Raw genomic sequence first — 14,350 nt, forward strand, 5'->3', positions numbered from 1 at the left:
CCGAGTGCCGGGATGGTTTCGGCGCCCGGTGTGCCATGGGGTCGCCGAAGCGCGGCGACGCTGTAGGCTCCAGATGTCGGCCGTCGTGATCAGCACCTGAGCGTCTTCGCCGACACACCATCGCGGAGCTGCGTCACTGCCACGGGCGTGCCCGTGACGGTGCATCGCGCTCCGCGTGTCGTCCTTGGGGGGAAGGGTTTCGGCATGGAGCGCCGCACGTTCATCAGTACATTCGTCGCGAGCACTTTGGGCCTCGGTCTTGCCGCCTGCACCCGACCTCCCCGCACCTCCGCTGAGGTTCCACGAGTGGCACCACCGACGGGCGCGCCGGTTACGACCTCCCCGGCTCCCGTGCCGTCTCCTGCGGCATCAACGCCTGTGCCGGCCCGATCGCCCGTTCCCCCTTCTGTGACGAGAGTGCCGCTACCACCCGGTGCGATCACAGCATTACCCAGCTCCGAGCAGGTTCTGGCGTGGACGGTCGACGACGGCTCCGACAGCGAGGTGGTGCGCCTCTACATCGAGTTCGCCCGCAGGAGCGGCACCAGGCTGACATTCTTTCTCAACGGGTCCTACCCGGGGTGGTCGGAGCACGCCGAGGACCTCAGACCACTGGTGGCTTCCGGTCAGGTTCAGCTGGGGAACCACACCTGGTCGCACGCCGCCCTTACGGGCCTGAGCGACGCGGACATAGTGGCCGAGCTGCAACGCAACCATGAATTCATCTCCTCCACGTTCGGCGTCGATCCCCGCCCGTACTACCGGCCCCCGTACGGGTACAGGGACCAACGAACCGATGCCGCCGCGGCCTCGATCGGCTACACCTCTCCCGTCATGTGGTACGGGTCCCTGGCCGACTCGAGCCTCCGCAGCGACCAGGAGATCATCGATCACGCCCATCAATGGTTCCGTCCCGCGCACATCGTGATCGGTCACCTCAACTACGTGCCGGTGACGCGCGTCTTTTCGGAACTGCAGCAGATCATCGCAGATCGAGGGCTGACAACCGTCACGCTGAACGACATCTTCGACACCTGAGCCGACGGCAGCACCGGTTCCTGCAGCATTCCCGCGTTCCCGAGGCGCCCACAGGGCAAATCTTGAGGGTGAACACGGGTGGTATTGAAAGTGCAGTACACATACTGGATGCACGCCTGAAAGATGTGCCGTGGTTCGTCCACGGGGCTCAGCCGGCCACACCGACGAGCCTCGTGCACGAACGTGGGATCTCCTTCATGGTTCAAGCAGCCGGGCCGTGAGGGGGAACTGACCGCGAGGCTCGAATCAGGGAAGAATCAACTCATCGGACCGGTCAAGAAGCTGGCCGGTTGTCCTGTCGCGTCGAAAGATCCTCCAGCGACCAGCGCCTCTTCCACGTCTCCGGGAACCGCGGCAACCATGCCGGCAGTCGAAGCCCTTACCGCGGTGACCATCGAGCACTTTGTGAACTGCCCTACCGGTATCGTCGAGCACTACTTCGAGTCCCCGGCCCTGCACTGGTCCGATAAGCTGTATCGCATCCACGGTTACGAGCGCGGCGAGATCTACCCACCCTGGACCTTGGTCTCTCCCACTTCGAACCGACCGATCAGGACGCCGCCAGGTCACTCTGGGAGAACCTGTTGAGCCAGGGCGGACCGTTGTCGGCCTACCTGTCCCTGCGCGACGTGCATGGCAAGGTCCGCAAGGTGCTGGTTTCCCAGGACATCGTCGACCGCAGTCATCAGCTCAACGAGGAATCACAGCCGCACCTTCGCGCCCAGGCCCTGCGGGACCTTTTCCCGATGACCTGAGAAGTCCCACCCGATCCTTCGGCCGGTCAGACCGGCGCTGGCCCGAATACCTTGAACGAAGGCGGACCCGGTGGAGGTTCCGCCCGCATGATCGATGCGGACGCTCATGGGGATGGCGGTTCTGGTGGGGTTCCTTCCCGTGGTGGGGCCCTCCGCTGGAAGGCGTTGCTGATCCACTTCTGGGCGTCGATGACGGACCTGACGTGCTGGGTGGGGTAAGGAGGATGGTGCTGCTTGTAGTGGTGTAGAACCCAGCCAAGACTGGGCACTCAAGCCTTCGACCGGCGGAGAACCGACGCCCGCCCCTTGTGGGTCAGCATCGCTGTCGGCAGCTCGAACAGCAGGTTGATCGAGGCATGCTCCTTCGTGGAGTACAGCCAGGCGAGCCCGAGCGGCGTCCCGGCGCCGACCAGAATCAACAGCGGCAGTGCGAACCAGTCATGGGCGAGCCCGGCTGCATCGACGAGCGCCAGCGTGATCATGATCGGCCCGAGGTGCGCGACATAGAAGACGATGGAGTGGCGCCCGATGAATTCGAGGGCGACCGTAACTCGATTGAAGCCGAGCCGGGGAAAGGACCAGCACGCAATGGCCAATCCCCCGATCACGCCCCAGGCGTACTCCGCCCTGTAGAGCACGTCCTGGCCGACGACGCTGAGGACACCGACGGCGACGGCCGAGGCCGCTGCGCCGAGCAGCACCCACGGCCTGTCGAGCATTCGCTCGAGTTGCCTGAAGTGCTGCGCACACCAGGCCCCGAAGAAGAAGAACGCCGCGAGGAACGTCATGGCCCCGCTCCGACTTCCGTCCGGCAGCAGGAAAGACGCCGAGAGCCCGGCGGCGGATACCGCAAGGGGCGGAATGCGCCGCAGCGGAAAGGCGATGCCATAGAAGACGAGGATGAACCAGAGGTACCAGAGGTAGGTTGGCGACTGGTAGAAGATCCCGGCCACCGCGGCCGGCGAGAGGTCACCGCTCGCGGCCAGGATGATCAGCGACCACAGGACGTACGGCCACGCCACCCGCGAGGCCTTGCCCGCGATGTACTCGGGTGCCGCCTTGACCAGGGAGCGTGGAAGCAGGATTCCGGAGAGAAACATCAGGACGGGCATGCGGAAGGGCTCGAGGAAGAGATTGAACTGATCCATCCCCGGTGTCGGTCCGACCGCGAGGCGCAGGGCCTCCCCGGCGTGCAACACCACGACAAGCAGAATGGCGGCGCCGCGCAGGCTGTCCAGCCACCCGGTCCGGGTGCTCGTGGTAGCGCTGATCGCAGCCTCCCTCGTAGACATCGCCTGTGCCGGCCTGTTCTCTGGGACTTCGTCGGCGGTACCTCCGCGGATTGCCGACAGTCTCCTTCCTGACCATGTGGCCGTGGAACAGGAGTTTCCTCGCGCCTTCGGCGCAGAGCAGCAGTACACTCTCGCAGCGCTGCTTACAGCCCTCGGCCACTGGAACTGTTCAGCCGTGAGTACCCGTCCCGCTCGAAATCCTCCTGCGGGCGGTAGTCACCGGGGTCCGTGCGGTCCGATTGGTGAATGATCCGACGTGCGCAGGCGGACGACATCACATGGCTGTCAGACATCGAGCGAGCCTCTGATGCTGCGTTGAAGCATGGTCAAACGGTCAGCAGCGCGCGAGTCATGTAGGAGCTGTGCGGATCTTCCTTGTAGGAGCCAAAGGGTGGGCACGGATCGAAGCCGTACCTGGCATAGAGTGCTCGGGCGGGCGCAAAGAACTCCATGCTTCCGGTCTCCAGGGAAATACGAGTGACATCACGTGCTTGGGCATCCGCGAGCACGTGATTGAGCAACTCGGAGGCGATTCCGCGCCCCCGCAACTCGGGCTCCGTCCGCATGCTCTTGAGCTCCTCATGCCCTGGCTCCAGCACCGCCAGTGCACACGTGCCCGCTATCCGCCGTTCGTGCCAGGCGACCCACAGCTTCACGCCGGGCTGCCGCAGTGCACCCATGTCCAGCGCGTGCTGGCTCTCTTTCGGCGACTGCGGTGCCATGTCCGCCAGATGAGCACGCAGGAAGAGCTCGAGGGCCGGATCCTCGAAGTCGGCAGGTTGGATAGAGCACCTCATGGGCGTGAGAATAGCAGCCCCGCTGTGCACCTCGTGCACTTCGCTCCTCGGTTCCCGCCCTCCTCGGGCGAGGCCTCCGGGGGTCTTGGCCCTGCCTGCCGTGCCGGCGATTCTCAGTCGTACCCGATGACCGGGAGCTGAGGGGTGGAGACGAGGATTGCTGCCACGAATCCGAGGAGGTGCCGCTCCGGCACAGGCACCTCCCGCAAGGGCGCTGCTCCGTTTCCCGTCATACGCCGCTTCTCACTCGGTTCTCGCCGTCCGGTGCTCGGCGGCGAATCTGCTCGGCGTGGTGCCCGTGACACGGGAGAAGTCGCGGGAGAAGTGCGCCTGGTCGGCATAGCCCAGCATCGCGGCTGTCCCGGCCAAAGTTGTCCCCGTGGTGCGCAGTCGTTCCGCGGCTTCTTGGAGGCGACGCCGCTGGATGAGCCACTTCGGGGTCAACCCGAGTCGGCGTCGGATCAGGCGCTGCAGGGCACGCTCTGACATCTCGGTCTCGGCGCACAACTGTGCGACCGTCAGCAGGTCGGGGCGTTCCTCAACGAGAGCTACCACGCGGTCGACCAGCTCTCCCTCCACGTCGACGGGCAGCAGCGGTGACAGGGCATCACCAAATGCTTCCATTACTGTTCGGTGGTTGCCCGGCAGGCGAGGACCATCATGCATCGCTGCCCGGACACGATCGGTCAAGTCCGTCCCTGACTTACCGAGGACGTCGGACACGTTGACATGCTGGTCGGTGAAGCGAGCCATGGAGCCCTGACTGATCAGTGAGCCGGCGGCCGGCGTGCACATGACCCCGGCAGCCCACCCGTTCCCGGCCAGCACGGTCTGCGACAGACCGGTCGTGACGCCGTAGAAGCGGGCGTAGTCCGGAGCGATGACCAGCAATGCCACGGGGTATTGCAGGACCCGCTGCACGGACTGCTCACCGGCAGGAACAGACCACACAGGGATCCAGAACCGGCGCACGAGGCCCGCCAGGTCGAGTGGCGCCGCATACCGGTACATCACGTGTGAGGCGTCGCCGGGCACCTTGAGGTGAGCTCGCTCGACGTCGTTCAGAGCACGCGGTGCTGCGTCGGGTTTCATCAAGACTCAGGATGCCGCATCTGGCACCCTCGAGCACATGAATTCGACAACGATCGCCTATCAGACCGCCCTTCGCCCTCTCTCCGACCTGCTCGACGCGGTGCCAGCTGAGGCGTGGATCAACCCTTCACCCTGCACCGGCTGGACCGCGCGGGACGTCGTCGCGCACATGATCGACACCCAGCGGAGCCTGCTCACCGACCACGGCAACGACCCAGGGCCCGCCCCCGACCTGACCGATCCTGCCGACGGGTTCCGTGAGCACGCCGGACGAGTGATCAGCTTGATGAGCAGCGACGAGGTGGTCGATGCCACCTACGACGGGTTCTTCGGACCCACCACCGTGGGAGCGACCCTGGAACAGTTCTATGTGTGGGACATGCTCGTTCACCGCTGGGACATCGCGCGAGCCATCGGCGGGAACGCGACCCTGTCCCCCGAGGAGTTGGACCGCATCGAAGCCGGCGCTGACAGCTTCGGGGGCGCCCTGCACATGGAGGGCATCTGCGGACCAGCCCTACCCGTCCCCGCCGTTGCCGACCGGCAAACCCAGCTCCTCGCTCGGCTCGGCCGAGATGCCCTATCAGCAGGTATCAGCGACATGGCGTGAAAGACCGAAGCTCTGTGGGAGGCGCAGTGGCTGGCAGCTCCCAACTGCCTGATCCCGGGATGACGGGAGGGCTCCTGTCGTGCGAACCTGTCCCGCTCCTGCTGGCAGCAGAACGGGCGGTGGAACCTGAGCCCACCGCCCGTTCCTGCGGACACCTCACTACTGCCTGTCGTGCTCCTGGGGCTTGCCGTTGCCTGGTCGCACCGTGATGTCGGCCGTAGCGGTGGTTTCGATGCCCGCGTGGTTGATCGCGGTGGCGCTGAGCACGAAGTCACCCTTGAGGCCTTCGATCGGGAGTTCGTAGCGGCCGTCGACGCCGGGAATCTCCTGTCCGTCGAAGCTGACGGTGAGCGAGCGAATACCCGAGTCGGCGTCTTCTGCCTGGACGTCGACCGTGAGGCCGCGCTTGGCACCTACTTTCGTGTCCCTGAGCCCGTTCACGACCGGTGCTGTCTCGTCCGGTGCCGGGGCATTGACGTAGGCAATGCTCGGAGCGGGAGGTGTCTTCATCCCCTCGCCGAGGAAGAAGCTCGTGTGAGGGGGCTGGTTGTAGGCGGTGTTCTGCCAGGCGACGCCGAGGCGATACACGGGATCATGCATCAGGGTGCGGATGCGGTGCTCGGTGACATCGGTGGTGGTGACGATCTTCAGCGACGAGTGGTCAGCGCTGCGGTAGAGGAGTTCCTCGCGCCAGTCACCGAATAGGTCAGCCTGCAGTGCAGGGTTCCCCTTCGTGCCGTTACCGGTGAGGGTGCCGTCGAGTGTGAGCAAGCGCTCTTCCGTCTTCGACTTCCAGTTCCACTTCGAGATGGTCGGCGTCGCGCCGGTGGCGAGCTCGGCCGGGTCGGTGTAGTCGTGGTCGGTGATCTCACGCAGCAGATCCCCGTCCCACCAGGTGAGGAAGTTCGCCGCAGGGATGCTCGTACCGAGGTCGGTGCCATCTGCTGCGCGGAGAGATCCGACCTTCGAGTAGAACTTGTACGTGCCTCCGATCGCCCAAGCCTCATTGCCTTCATGGGTCGGGTCGATGTCGCCCGCCGCGCCTCGACCGGTGTCACGGGCACCGGGAATCGACCAGAGGATGTCACCCGTCGCCGCGTCGCGCATCGTCGCCGCACGCTGTCCGCTGCTCGGCATGCTCTCGTGCACCGAGTAGACCTCGAGCCCGTCACGGGAGGGAATGTGGTCGGTGACATGCATCGCGTCGCCGTGGCCGAGGCCGGTCGTGTAGAGCGGGGTGCCGTCACTATCGATCGTCATCGACCCGAAGACGATCTCGTCGGCGCCGTCCGCGTCGATGTCCGCGATCGAGAGGTTGTGGTTGCCCTGCCCGGCGAACTGGCTGCCGGCCGTGGTCGAGTCGAACAGCCAGTGTTCTTCGATCTTGCCGTCGACGAAGTCGAACGCCGCGATGTAGGTCTTCGTGTAGTACCCGCGGCTGAAGATCATGCTGGGGTTCTCGCCGTCGAGGTAAGCAGTGCCGGCAAGGAAACGATCCATCCGGTTACCGCTGGTATCACCCCATGATGCGAGCTCTCCGCGCTCCGGTACGTAGTCGATGCTGTCCAGTGCCGCACCCGTGGTGCCCTCGAAAACGGTCAGGTACTCGGGTCCGGTCAGGATCCGGCCGCTCGTGGTGCGGTGATCCGCCGCCGCGTCGCCGATGACCGTTCCGGCACCATCGATCGTGGCGTCCGCGGTCTTCATCGCAACTTCGGCTTTGCCGTCACCGTCGTAGTCGAACACTTGGAACTGCGTGTAGTGCGCTCCCGCGCGGATGTTGCGGCCGAGGTCAATCTGCCACAGCCGGGTACCGTCGAGTTCGTAGGCGTCCAGGTAGACGTTCCCGGTATAGCCGGAACGCGAGTTGTCCTTCGCGTTCGTCGGATTCCACTTGAGGACGATCTCGTACTCACCATCACCGTCGAGGTCACCGACCGACGCATCGTTGGCCTCGTACTCGTAGGCCTCGCCCGCCGGAGTCGTTCCACCTGCTGGTCTCTGAAGCGGGATGTCCAGGGACTGATCCCCCCACGGCGTGAACTCGTCGGTCACCGAGACTTCGCGTTCGTCGATGAGCGCGGTGACGCGGTATACCGAAGCGCCGGTCCCCTCCGCGTCGAGCAGATTCGTACTGCCGGTGATCGGGTTTCCAGTGATGCGAACACCGTCGCGGTAGACGTGGAAGCCGATCGAATCTGCGTCGAGGCCCAGCATGCGCCAACCGACATAGATACCCCCGTCGGTCATCACCGCGACCGGAGCCCGGTCTAGGTATTCCACCTGCCGGATCGGCGCGCTGTCGGGTGCCGCGGATGCCGGCATACTCGCGAGCGTTGCCGCAGCGACGGCTGCCGCTGCCGCCACTCCCAGTGCTCGTCGTGACCCTCGTGACTGGACGAACGAAACCATAACCATCTCCCTTGATGTCCTGGTGCAGAAGCAGAAGTAGCCGTCGAAACGGGAAACCGCTTTCCTTGACGATTTCATCGTGCTTTCCGCCCGATCCGTTGTCAAGAGCAACAGAAATGATCGGGGAGCGAGGATTGACAAGTATCAGTAGTCACGTCACGTCCCCCCAGGATTCGCGCGATCTCGCCGCTGCAATAGCCACCGGCGCTCGGGCGCCTCCCGTCCTGACGCCCCAGCGCCCCGACCGACGGGTGAGCTGTGAAGCCACTCTGGTCCTGCCGACGAGGAGAGCACTAGCGAGCATAAGCTTTGCTTTATTAAACAGGCGTTCACTGTAAGGCACGCTGCACCTGTTGCTAGGCTCGCGGCAACAACGGAACGTCGTTCTAACCCAGGGAAAGCAGGAGCCATGACCGTCACTCCCCTCGCACCAGTCCATGACACGCCCCAGGACAGCGCCGCCTGGCACGCCCTGAAGGCGGCGGTGCAGGAGCTGCGCCTCCTGCAGGTCAAGGACGGCTCCATTCCCGACCCTGAGCATCACGCGTCCGCCGCCCAGCAGACAGCCATGATCACGTCGGCGATACGGGAGCTCGCCCCCCTCTTTCCGCACGACGCCGAGTACCTCGACCGCACCGTCACCGCTTTCGGGGCCTGGCGTGCAGGAGGGTTCGCCGTCCCCGACTTCCTCGAACCCCTGGTGGCCTTCCAGCCGCAGCTCGATCGGATCGACGGCCTGCAGCACCTGGTGGTCTTCCCCATGTACACGCAGAACGGCAGCACCAACCGGCTCGTCGAAGCCGTGCTCATCGAGGTTCTCTGGCCGGAATTCATAGCGGAGCTGGAGGCCGGCGACTACTCCAACGCGCTGTTCGTGCCCATCCGCTTCCTCGACTTCACCGAGGGTTACAACACGAACTCCGCCGTCCTCTTCCCGGAGACGGTCGCCGTCAGCCGGACGCCGACCTTCACCTGGGGCGCGATCTTCGCCGACCGTGAAGCAGCCCGCTTCCGCCGGGTGGTCACAGCGGCAGCGGAGATCACACGGCTCGACCTGCCCGAGGACGCGCTGGAACTTCTCGATGACCAGCAGCTCGCGGAAGAGACCTTCGTGATGTGGGACCTCATCCACGATCGCACCCATATGCGCGGAGACCTCCCCTTCGACCCGTTCATGATCAAGCAGCGCATGCCGTTCTTCCTGTACTCGCTGGAGGAACTGCGCTGCGACCTCACGGCCTTCCGCGAGTCCGTGCGGATCGAGAACGACGACGACGCGTCCCCCGAGGCCCGCAGGCACGCGAAGCTCGTGCAGTACGCCGTCATCTTCGACCGCATCTTCCGCTTCAGCATCACCGGGAACCGCGTGCGGAACTACGACGGGCTCGGGGGGCAGCTCCTGTTCGCCTGGATGCACCAGCACCGTGTCCTCCACTGGACCGACACGAAGCTCGCCATCGACTGGGACGAGGCAGCGGCAGTCGTCGTCGCCCTCGGGGAGCAGATCGAGCAGCTGTACTGGCGGTCGATCGACAGGCCGAAGATCGCCCACTGGCTCGCGGCCTACGAACTCGTCGCCGCCACCGTCACCCCGCACCCGGCCTCCGTGTGGGCGAAGGGCCCTGACGCCCTCGAGCTGATGGGTCCCCCGCGCGCCCTCACGGACGCCGTCCTCGACGACGAATTCCCGCTCTCGATGTTCTTCGAAGCCCTGGAGCGCAAGATGAAGCCGGTCATCGAGTCGACGGCCGGCATCACGGCGGACGCGGCGTGAGCACTGACGGCAGCCGCACCGCCGTCGTCGCCGGCGCGACCAGCGCGTCCGGCGTAGCCCTCACGCGACGACTGCTCGCCGACGGGTTCACCGTCGTCGCCGTCGGTTCCGATGCGGGACGCCTGGCGACGGCGTTCCCCGCACACGACGGCGTAGTCCGCCGCGTGTGCGACCTGACGAGTGAGGACGCAGTGCGCGCGCTCGCCGACGAGATCCGGGTGGATCATCAGGGTGCCGATGCGCTCTTCCACCTCGTCGGCGGCTGGCATGGTGGCAAGGGGATCACCACGCAGTCGACGGCTGACTACGCCATCCTCCACCGGTCGGTGTTCCTGACGCTGTTCAACACCAGTCGTGCGTTCTACGACCAGCTGGCGGAGCGCGCCGGACGGCTTGCGGCGATCTCCGCGACGGCGGTCGCGACCCCGACCGCGGGAAGCGCGTCCTATGCCGCGGTGAAAGCGTCGGTCGACGCCTGGCTCCGGGCCGTTGCCGACGGTTTCGCCAAGGACGGTACCTCGGCTGCCGCGACCGCCGTCGTCGTCAAGGCGCTTCTGGACGACGAGATGAGGAAACAGCGGCCCGACCGGGCCTTTCCCGGCTTCACGCACGTGGACGACCTCGCGGCGATCCTCGCGTCCCTTCCGGATTCGCCGGCCGCAGAGGTCAACGGAGCTCGCATCGATGCTGTTCGGGGATAATGGAACCGTGACCGACACCTTGATTCCGGCAGCAGCGCCCGCGCCCCTGCACGATCGCACCCAGCGCAGCTTCGCATCCGACAACTACTCGGGCGTGCACCCCGAAGTGCTCATGGCCCTGGCTGCCGCGAACGAGGGACATCAGGTCGCCTACGGCGAGGACCAGTACACCGCGCGGCTGCAGGAGGTGATGGAGCAGCACTTCGGTGAGGGCATCTCGATCTACCCGGTGTTCAACGGCACCGGCGCCAATGTGCTCTCGCTGCAGTCCATCCTGCCCCGCTGGGGCGCCGTCATTTGCCCCCGGACCGCCCACATCAACGTGGACGAGAACGCGGCACCCGAGAGGGTCGGCGGCATGAAGTTGCTGCCCGTGGCGACACCGGACGGCAAACTGACGCCGGAATTGATCGACAAGGAGGCGTGGGGTTGGGGCGACCAGCACCGCGCCCAGCCCCTGGCGGTCTCGATCACCCAGACCACGGAGCTCGGCACTCTCTACTCGGTCGCAGAGATCAAGGCCATCGCCGACCATTGCCACGCCCGAGGCATGCGCGTGCACATGGACGGCGCGCGACTTGCGAATGCCGCAGCAGCGCTGGGACAACCCCTGAGGGCCTTCACCCGGGATGCCGGAGTGGACATCCTGTCCTTCGGCGGTACCAAGAACGGCCTCATGTTCGGCGAATGCGTCGTCGTCCTGAACCAGGAGGCATCCACGGGACTGGACTACCTGCGCAAGTTGAACATGCAGCTCGCCTCCAAGATGCGCTTCGTCTCGGCGCAGCTCATCGCCCTGCTCGAGGGGGACCTGTGGATTCGCTCGGCGTCGCACGCGAATGCGATGGCTGCGCGACTGACGGAGGGCGTCCGGGGCATCAAGGGAGTGACCCTCACCCAGGAGACGACGGCGAACGCAGTCTTCGCGATCCTGCCGCCGGGCGCAGCGGACCGCATCCGGGAGAGCTTCAGGTTCTACGACTGGGACCAGTCGACGGGCGAGGTGCGCTGGATGTGCTCGTTCGACACGACGGAGGAGGACGTCGACGCGTTCATCGAGGCGATCCGCACGGAGGCCGCGGCCGGGCCGGATACTACGCGTGAATCTGCTCCCGAGTAGCAGCGACCGTATTGTCGCGACGGCGCGTCGCAACCCGACGCGCGCGCTCCAGGCGTAACCTGCTGGGGTGAGTGCAATCGGCGGCGTATCGCAGCTTCCTGCCGAATTCCTCGACGCCCTCTCCGGCCTGAGGAAGGCAGCGCGTCGCAGTGAGATCCGGCTCGAGGAGATCCCGGCCCCCGCGCGGCTCGCGCCCTTCGCGGTCGCCCTCGGCGCGGAGGTCTTCGAGACCACACCCGTCACGCCTCCGCCGCTCCACGGACCGGCACGCAACCTCATCCTTCCGCCCGAGCCGGAGGAACTCGCTACAGGCCGCTTCATCCTCCTCTACGATCCTGCCGGATCCGAGGTCTGGAACGGCAGGTTCCGCATCGTGACCTACATCCGCGCGCAGCTCGAACCGGACATGGGCAACGACGCCCTCCTCGGTTCGGTCGCCTGGACCTGGCTCGTGGAGGCACTCGAGAACCACGGCGCGCGCCACCACAGTACGGGCGGCACGACGACGAGGATCCTGTCGGAGAGCTACGGCACCCTCGAGGACCGTGCCGACACGATCGACATCGAACTCAGGGCGTCCTGGACGCCCGACACCGCCGACGTCCGACGACACCTGGAAGCCTGGTCGGAGATGGTGTGCACCTTCGCCGGACTACCGCCCCTTCCGGCCGGCGTGGCGCACCTGCCCCACCGCCGGTCCTGACGGGCCGGAGGCGAGCCGCTCTCCCCTCGTCGCTTCCCGGACGCACGTTCTCGCGGGGATAGACTGAAAACACCATGAGTTCCCACACGTCCGAGCAGACGGACAGTACAGACGCGTCCGTGCCCGCCGTCATCGACGGCGGCGCCCCCGAAGCCCTTCCCCTGCTGACCGAGCCGCGCGACGGCGTCCCGCTCGTCATCGACACCCCGGCCGGCCTCGAACGTGCCGCGGCGGCACTCGCCGCAGGAACGGGACCCGCCGGCGTCGACGCGGAGAGGGCCTCGGGGTTCCGGTACGGGCAACGGGCCTTCCTCGTGCAGATCCGTCGAGAAGGAGCCGGAACCTGGCTCATCGATCCCGAACCGTTCGACGACCTGCGCGTGATCGACGATGCCCTCGACGGCGTCGAATGGATCCTTCACGCCGCCAGCCAGGACCTCCCCTGCCTCTCCGAACTCGGCATGTGGCCGGACAAACTGTTCGACACGGAACTCGCCGCCCGGCTCGCAGGCCTCCCGCGCGTAGGGCTCGCGGCGGTCATCGAATCCCAGCTCGGCTTCACCCTGGCCAAGGAGCACTCGGCCGCGGACTGGTCCAAGCGGCCCCTGCCCGAACCCTGGCTCCGCTATGCGGCGCTCGACGTCGAGGTCCTGGCCGAGCTCAGGGACAAGCTGTCGGACCTCCTGCAGCAGGACGGCAAGCTGGACATCGCCCTGGAGGAGTTCGAGCACATCCGCCGGACTCCTCTTGCGGAGCCCCGGATCGATCCGTGGCGGCGCACGTCCGGGCTGCACCAACTGCGCGACCGCCGGCAGCTGGCAGCCGTCCGGCAGATGTGGCTGGAGCGGGAGGACCTCGCGCAGCGCCGCGACGTCGCACCCGGTCGCCTCATTCCGGATTCTGCGATCATCGCCGCCGCGAAGGCCATGCCGAGTACCGTTCCCCAACTGCTGGCCACCAAGGGATTCCATGGGCGAGCCGCACAGAAGGAAGCGCCCCGCTGGCTCAAGTGCATCAGTGAGGCGCGGAAGCTGACGGACCTCCCGCCACTGCACGTGCCGACGAACGCCCCTCCTCCGCCGCGTATCTGGGCCGAGAAGGATCCTGAGGCCGCCGCGAGACTGCAGACGGCGCGGCCTCGCGTCGCACAGCGCGCGGAGAAGCTCGGCATGCCGATCGAGAACCTGCTGACTCCCGACTACCTCCGCAGGATCTCCTGGCGCCCACCCGCGGAGATCTCCCTCGAATCGGTATCGGCTGCACTCGCGGAACTCGGCGCCAGGCCCTGGCAGATCGAACAGGTCGCCGCGATCATCACGGTCGCTTTCCTCGACCCCGATCCGCTGCCCAGCAAGGGGCAGCAGCTCAGCGGGGACACCGACCAGGGGCAGTGACGCCCTGGTGATACCGGATCACGTGGCGTGTGGGAGACCGATCTGCCCGCTGACGTGCACCATCTCCTCACGCGACACTACTTTGATGCGCTCGCGTACCACCTGCTGACCGTTCACGACCGACACGGCGTTCTCACCGAGGATCCTCTCGTGCGCGTCCAGGGCCAGCCACCCCTCCCAGGTGGTGTACTCCACCCCGCGGGCTCTAAGGAGGACCTCCAGGTCCTCGTCACGGGACGGTCGGCCCTCCGTCGCCGGGAGATCGGCGAGGACGCAACCGATGGTCTCGAGCGCATCGCCCTTCGTGTGCCCGATGAGGCCCACGGGGCCGCGCTTGATCCACCCCGTGGTGTACAGCCCTGGTATCGGCGCGCCATCCGCGTCCAGTACCCGGCCTGCCACGTTGGGGATGGTTCCCCGTGCATGGTCGAACTCGAGATCGTGCAGCGGCGAGCCGAAGTAGCCAACAGCACGATAGACGGCCTGCACCGGATAGTCGACGAACTCCCCGGTGCCTGCGCCGTGACCCGTTCCGTCGAGTTCGGTGCGCTCGAATCTCATGCCGGCGACCTTGCCGGGTGTCTGCGGTGAGTCGTAGATCTCCACGGGCGAGTGCAGGAAGTGCAGGTGCAGCCGGCGTGAGGCTCCCGTCGGCTCGTCCT

The 14,350-nt window shown here is 66.2% G+C and carries 12 protein-coding genes and 1 pseudogene; 8 read left to right on the top strand and 5 right to left on the bottom strand.

The window, feature by feature from the left end; translation table 11 throughout:
- The first annotated feature begins 417 nt into the window (after nucleotides 1–417).
- On the top strand, nucleotides 418–1,038 hold the full coding sequence (locus CXQ96_RS15455; RefSeq protein WP_219816155.1) for a polysaccharide deacetylase family protein: 621 nt from the start codon (nucleotides 418–420) through the stop codon (nucleotides 1,036–1,038).
- Between the two features lie 584 nt (nucleotides 1,039–1,622).
- The gene (locus tag CXQ96_RS18500) at nucleotides 1,623–1,793 is read left to right on the top strand and encodes a hypothetical protein (protein WP_181036496.1); all 171 of its coding nucleotides are present in this window, start codon (nucleotides 1,623–1,625) and stop codon (nucleotides 1,791–1,793) included.
- A gap of 269 nt (nucleotides 1,794–2,062) precedes the next feature.
- Here the strand turns inward: CXQ96_RS18500 and CXQ96_RS15460 are convergent, their stop codons facing one another.
- The 3 genes from CXQ96_RS15460 to CXQ96_RS15470 form a co-directional block, all read right to left on the bottom strand.
- On the bottom strand, nucleotides 2,063–3,085 hold the full coding sequence (locus tag CXQ96_RS15460; RefSeq protein WP_104118897.1) for an acyltransferase: 1,023 nt from the start codon (nucleotides 3,083–3,085) through the stop codon (nucleotides 2,063–2,065).
- A gap of 326 nt (nucleotides 3,086–3,411) precedes the next feature.
- Nucleotides 3,412–3,882, bottom strand: a complete 471-nt coding sequence (locus CXQ96_RS15465) for a GNAT family N-acetyltransferase (RefSeq protein ID WP_104118907.1) — start codon at nucleotides 3,880–3,882, stop codon at nucleotides 3,412–3,414.
- A gap of 243 nt (nucleotides 3,883–4,125) precedes the next feature.
- The gene (locus tag CXQ96_RS15470) at nucleotides 4,126–4,974 is read right to left on the bottom strand and encodes an AraC family transcriptional regulator (RefSeq protein WP_104118898.1); all 849 of its coding nucleotides are present in this window, start codon (nucleotides 4,972–4,974) and stop codon (nucleotides 4,126–4,128) included.
- 37 nt (nucleotides 4,975–5,011) lie between these two features.
- On the opposite strand from CXQ96_RS15470, the gene CXQ96_RS15475 reads away from it, so the two are divergent.
- Nucleotides 5,012–5,584: a TIGR03086 family metal-binding protein gene (locus CXQ96_RS15475; protein WP_104118899.1), complete on the top strand. Its 573-nt coding sequence runs from the start codon at nucleotides 5,012–5,014 to the stop codon at nucleotides 5,582–5,584.
- A gap of 159 nt (nucleotides 5,585–5,743) precedes the next feature.
- On the opposite strand, the gene CXQ96_RS15480 is transcribed toward CXQ96_RS15475, so the two are convergent.
- Nucleotides 5,744–7,996 (bottom strand): rhamnogalacturonan lyase, encoded by a 2,253-nt coding sequence (locus CXQ96_RS15480; protein WP_258059153.1) that lies wholly within the window; start codon nucleotides 7,994–7,996, stop codon nucleotides 5,744–5,746.
- 409 nt (nucleotides 7,997–8,405) lie between these two features.
- Between CXQ96_RS15480 and CXQ96_RS15485 the strand changes: the two genes are divergently transcribed.
- The 5 genes from CXQ96_RS15485 to CXQ96_RS15505 all read left to right on the top strand — a co-directional run bounded on the left by CXQ96_RS15485 (nucleotide 8,406) and on the right by CXQ96_RS15505 (nucleotide 13,688).
- Nucleotides 8,406–9,770 carry a DUF6421 family protein gene (locus CXQ96_RS15485; RefSeq protein ID WP_104118900.1) on the top strand — a complete coding sequence of 455 codons (1,365 nt, stop codon included), beginning with the start codon at nucleotides 8,406–8,408 and terminating at the stop codon, nucleotides 9,768–9,770.
- Nucleotides 9,767–10,471 carry an SDR family oxidoreductase gene (locus CXQ96_RS15490; protein WP_104118901.1) on the top strand — a complete coding sequence of 235 codons (705 nt, stop codon included), beginning with the start codon at nucleotides 9,767–9,769 and terminating at the stop codon, nucleotides 10,469–10,471. The genes CXQ96_RS15485 and CXQ96_RS15490 overlap by 4 nt, the downstream gene beginning before the upstream one ends.
- Before the next feature lie 7 nt (nucleotides 10,472–10,478).
- Nucleotides 10,479–11,591, top strand: coding sequence for a low specificity L-threonine aldolase (locus tag CXQ96_RS15495; protein ID WP_258059154.1), 1,113 nt, complete (start codon nucleotides 10,479–10,481; stop codon nucleotides 11,589–11,591).
- Between the two features lie 76 nt (nucleotides 11,592–11,667).
- Nucleotides 11,668–12,294 (top strand): DUF3000 domain-containing protein, encoded by a 627-nt coding sequence (locus CXQ96_RS15500; RefSeq protein ID WP_104118908.1) that lies wholly within the window; start codon nucleotides 11,668–11,670, stop codon nucleotides 12,292–12,294.
- Between the two features lie 74 nt (nucleotides 12,295–12,368).
- Nucleotides 12,369–13,688, top strand: a complete 1,320-nt coding sequence (locus CXQ96_RS15505) for an HRDC domain-containing protein (protein WP_104118903.1) — start codon at nucleotides 12,369–12,371, stop codon at nucleotides 13,686–13,688.
- Nucleotides 13,689–13,706: 18 nt separating this feature from the next.
- On the opposite strand, the pseudogene CXQ96_RS15510 reads toward CXQ96_RS15505, so the two are convergent.
- Nucleotides 13,707–14,350 (bottom strand): annotated as a pseudogene (locus CXQ96_RS15510) (pyridine nucleotide-disulfide oxidoreductase); the annotation flags it as partial.

Origin of the sequence: Arthrobacter sp. B1805 (assembly GCF_002929745.1) — a bacterium.
In the GTDB taxonomy this organism is placed as follows: domain Bacteria; phylum Actinomycetota; class Actinomycetes; order Actinomycetales; family Micrococcaceae; genus Arthrobacter_D.

Bases quoted from the DNA above. Each gene is read 5' to 3' on its own strand.
- CXQ96_RS15460 (WP_104118897.1), bottom strand. From the start codon at position 3,085: ATGTCTACGAGGGAGGCTGCGATCAGCGCTACCACGAGCACCCGGACC.
- CXQ96_RS15465 (WP_104118907.1), bottom strand. From the start codon at position 3,882: ATGAGGTGCTCTATCCAACCTGCCGACTTCGAGGATCCGGCCCTCGAG.
- CXQ96_RS15470 (WP_104118898.1), bottom strand. From the start codon at position 4,974: ATGAAACCCGACGCAGCACCGCGTGCTCTGAACGACGTCGAGCGAGCT.
- CXQ96_RS15475 (WP_104118899.1), top strand. From the start codon at position 5,012: ATGAATTCGACAACGATCGCCTATCAGACCGCCCTTCGCCCTCTCTCC.
- CXQ96_RS15480 (WP_258059153.1), bottom strand. From the start codon at position 7,996: ATGGTTTCGTTCGTCCAGTCACGAGGGTCACGACGAGCACTGGGAGTG.
- CXQ96_RS15485 (WP_104118900.1), top strand. From the start codon at position 8,406: ATGACCGTCACTCCCCTCGCACCAGTCCATGACACGCCCCAGGACAGC.
- CXQ96_RS15505 (WP_104118903.1), top strand. From the start codon at position 12,369: ATGAGTTCCCACACGTCCGAGCAGACGGACAGTACAGACGCGTCCGTG.